Origin of the sequence: Rothia sp. HMSC065C03, assembly GCF_001837295.1 — a bacterium.
Taxonomy (GTDB): Bacteria; Actinomycetota; Actinomycetes; order Actinomycetales; family Micrococcaceae; genus Rothia.
The window spans coordinates 244,406-248,587 of the sequence record NZ_KV831988.1; the positions used below are offsets into that span (position 1 = coordinate 244,406).

Here is a 4,182-nt window from a genome sequence, read left to right on the forward strand (position 1 = left end):
AAGAAATGACCCACCGAGCATAAGCCCGGATCCAACAACACCAGGTCAATGCGCTTTTATGCGTCCACCCCACTACCCGGGCTTACGTGTACCTACAGACCGCGCTCGGGTTTTTTCATATTCTCATGCCTAACGTGCACTACGATGGCGGGAATCCGAGCACCCATTCGAAGGAACTCGGCCCATGCCACACCACATTACACTCGACCATATTTCGTATGCACATCCGGGTGAGCCCCCACTTTTCACCGACCTTTCCGCGGTATTTTCTGCGCCACTCACCGGGCTTATCGGCGATAACGGCACCGGAAAAACTACCCTCTTCAGACTTATTCTTGGCGACATAAACCCTAGTCAAGGCACAATTAGCACCCCACCGCACATAGCGTACTTACCGCAAGATTTAGGGTTGAGTGGGCATCAGCATCTTGCCGATATTTTTGGAATTACAAAAATACTGCAGGCGCTTGATGCGCTGGAATCGGGTGAATATTCCCCCAGCCTTTACGACACCATAGGCGACGCCTGGGATATTGAAGAACGCACCCTCGTAGCCCTTGCCGAACATGGTTTTGGTCCTGCCCTCACTACGACCGATACACAGGCCCGTCGCAACCTTCTGATGCGTCCCCTTAGCACCTTTTCAGGTGGTCAGACGGTCACAGCCGCACTCACCGCGCTTCTATATTCAAACCCCGAGTTCATTCTGCTGGATGAGCCCACAAATAATCTGGATTCTTCGGCGAAGAATCGGCTTTATACGGCTCTTGCAACCCTCACCTGCCCGGCACTCATCATTAGCCACGACCGCGATCTGCTGGAGCGCGTGAACGTGATTGCCGAGCTTCACGCCGACCGCCAGGGGCTGGCGCATCTGCGCCTCTTCGAGGGTAACTACAGCACATACCGGCAGGCACTGGAGACCGAGCAGCAGGCAGCTCAGCGCCACGTGACCGAGGCGAAGAATGAGGCGCGTAAGGCTGTGCGTGAGCGCGCCGAGAACCAGATTAAGCTCGATCGCAACACTCGCCGAGGTCGCGAATTTGAGCGATCAAAGCGGAAACCTGGCATGGCTATGGGCCTGGATAAGAACAGTTCAGAGCGCTCTGCCGGAAAACTTCACACAGCCCACGAAAGCATGGTGGCGGATGCGCGTGCAGCAGTCGGAGAAGCCCAAAAGAACCTGCGCGTGCAGGAGCGTATCTATCTGGAACTTGCTCAGGATGCGCTCCCACTGGGGCGGAAGGTACTGGAATTACATCGGGTAAAGAACGACTCTTGCGCATCTACACCGCAGAGCGCCGACCTTAAGAAGGCATACACCCAAAACACCGTTTCACGTGAAACACAACCTTATAAAGTTGATTATCTGCTTCACATCCAAGATTTTCCCGAGGTTCTTATCCTGACCGGACCTGAACACCTGCGCATCACCGGTGCGAACGGCAGTGGCAAGACTGTGCTTCTCAATGCGATAGCGCACGCGAATGACCCTGATTACCGTTCCCCAGTGCCGCCTGCATACCAAGTGCTCTACCGCCTGGACAACACCGCATACCTGCCGCAGCGCATCATCCTCGACCCGGAGCTCACCCTCCTTGAAACCGTACAGAGGGCGAATCCCGGTGCGAGCGAACAGCATCTGCGTGACCAGCTGGCGCGCCTGCTCTTCCGTCGCGAAAGCGTACATCAGCGCATTGGGGATTTATCCGGAGGTGAGCGCTTCCGTGCCGCGGTGGCGCAGGTGCTTCTGGCAGACCCGGTGCCGCAACTTCTCATGCTGGATGAGCCGACGAATAACCTCGATATTTCCTCGGTGGATTGGCTGGTGCAGGCACTCGAAGCATACACCGGCGCGCTCATCGTGGTGAGCCACGATGAGGATTTCTGCCGCCGCATCCGCATTGACCGCACACTCAACCTTTCAACAAAAACTCTCGGGCAGGAACCATTCGGGGAATCAGCATGCTGAATCTTCTCCTACATGGGAAGGTGTTTGACTCAGCACCCACATAGTTTCTATGCTTGAGCCATCAGCTCTCTATCCGCGCTACCCCACCACGGGGGTAGCTGGCGGAGCTGAATGTATCGTTTGACCGAAGCCACCCAAGGCGCGACCGGGGTGCCCTTCGGAATCTAGGAGGCATCAAAGAAATGACCCACCGAGCATAAGCCCGGACTCAGAAGAATTTTTCGTGCGCTCACGCAGCTTTTTGTGCAGGCATATTCTCTGCACACTTCCATTTTTCTGCGTGTCTCCGTCAGCGCGCACGCACCCGGGCACAGGTACATCCACCGTTACGCTCGGGTTTTTTCATGCCTTCACACCTTCACGTGCGCTGACAGGAATCCGAGCACCTACTCGAAGGAACTCGGCCCATGTCATTTCACATTACACTCGACCATATTTCGTACGCGCACCCGAGTGAGCCTCCACTTTTTGTGAACCTTTCGGCGGTGTTTTCGGCACCTCTGACCGGACTCATTGGCGATAATGGTTGCGGAAAAACAACCCTTATGAGGTTGATTTTGGGCGATTTGACCCCGGATTCCGGTTCTTTGGCGGTGCCGGAGCGCATGGCGTATCTGCCTCAGGATTTGGGTCTGGATCGGGAACAGACCCTCGCCGAGCTCTGTGGAATCTCCGAGATTCTGTGGGCACTGCAGGCAGTGGAATCCGGCGAATACTCCCCCGAACTCTACGACACTATTGGCGATAACTGGGATGTTGAGGAGCGCACCCTGGCGGATCTTGCAACCTACGGTTTCACCCCGGCGACCGTGGTTGATCGCGACAACCCGGAGGCTGTTCGCGCGCTCTTTGCCCGTAGCATGCGCAGTTTTTCCGGTGGCGAGGCGGTCATTGCCGCACTTGCCTCACTGATGGTTTCTGATCCCGAGTTCATTCTGTTGGATGAGCCGACCAACAACCTGGACTCCGCGGCGAAGGCTCAGCTCTTCGCCGCGTTGGAGGCGCTACCCTGCCCGGCACTCATCATCAGCCATGATCGCGATCTGCTGGAGCGTGTAAACGTGATTGCGGAGCTTCACGCCGACCGCCAGGGGCTGGCGCATCTGCGTCTCTTTGAAGGTAACTACAGCACCTACCGGCAGGCGCTGGACACCGAGCAGCAGGCGGCTCAGCGTCGCGTGACCGAGGCGAAGAACCGGGTGCGTTCGGCGCATCGCGAGTGGGTGCATGCGCAAGAGATTATCTCGAAGAACATGGCGCAGGTCTGGAAGGACGACCAGCCGGATACAATTCTAGACCTGGCAAAGGATGCCTCACGTCAGGCGGCGGCGAAGCTTCGCGGGCTGCGCGTCGGCAAGCAGGAACAGGCCCGGGAGGCATACCAGAAGGCTCAGGATGAGGTGCGCGTGCAGGAGAAGATCTACGCCGAACTGAGCCAGCAGCCCCTACCCGCGGGTCGCAAGGTACTGGAGCTGCACCGGGTTGATGCCCGGCAGGTTTCACGTGAAACATTCACGGTTCAGCAACCCACCAAGGTTGATTCTCTGCATTTTTTGCCCGCCAAGGCAGATAGCGAGAACCAACAGGGAACCCCGGCGGAGCACCCCGAGCACCTGATTCTCAGCGGCCCCGAGCACCTGCGCATCACCGGCGCAAACGGCAGCGGCAAGACCACCCTCCTTGAGGCAATTGCCCACGCCGGCGACCCGGAGTACCGCTCCCCCGTGCAGCCCGCCTACCGCGTCGGCTACTGCCTCGAGGGGGCGTACATTCCTCAGCGCATCACCCTCGACCCGCAGCTGACCCTCCTGCAGTGCGTGCAGCGGGCTAACCCTGGCGTGAGCGAACAGCATCTGCGTGACCAACTGGCGCGTCTGCTTTTCCGCCGCGAGAGCGTGCACCATAAGACCTGTGAGCTCTCCGGTGGTGAGCGGTTCCGTGCCGCAGTGGCGCAGGTGCTTCTGGCGGATCCGGTGCCGCAGCTACTCATGTTGGATGAGCCGACGAATAACCTCGATATTTCTTCGGTGGATTGGTTGGTGCAGGCGCTCGAAGCCTATACCGGCGCGCTCATTGTGGTGAGCCACGACGAGGATTTCTGTTGCCGCATCCGCATTGACCGCACGCTGGCGCTCTAGAGCTCAGCTCTGAACCCCGCGGAGCAACATCTGAATACAACGAACGGGTGCCCGGCACCTCCGAATATGGAG

Annotated in this window: 2 protein-coding genes; both read left to right on the forward strand. The window is 58.1% G+C overall.

Annotated features, from left to right (window positions below; all coding sequences use genetic code 11):
* Window positions 1-184: 184 nt before the first annotated feature.
* A complete protein-coding gene (locus tag HMPREF2605_RS04385) occupies window positions 185-1,972 on the forward strand; it encodes an ABC-F family ATP-binding cassette domain-containing protein (RefSeq protein ID WP_070847108.1) in 1,788 nt (595 codons plus the stop codon).
* Window positions 1,973-2,379: 407 nt separating this feature from the next.
* Entirely contained in the window at window positions 2,380-4,110 is a 1,731-nt protein-coding gene (locus HMPREF2605_RS04390) for an ATP-binding cassette domain-containing protein (RefSeq protein ID WP_049357177.1), read from the forward strand.
* The last annotated feature ends 72 nt before the right edge of the window (window positions 4,111-4,182 follow it).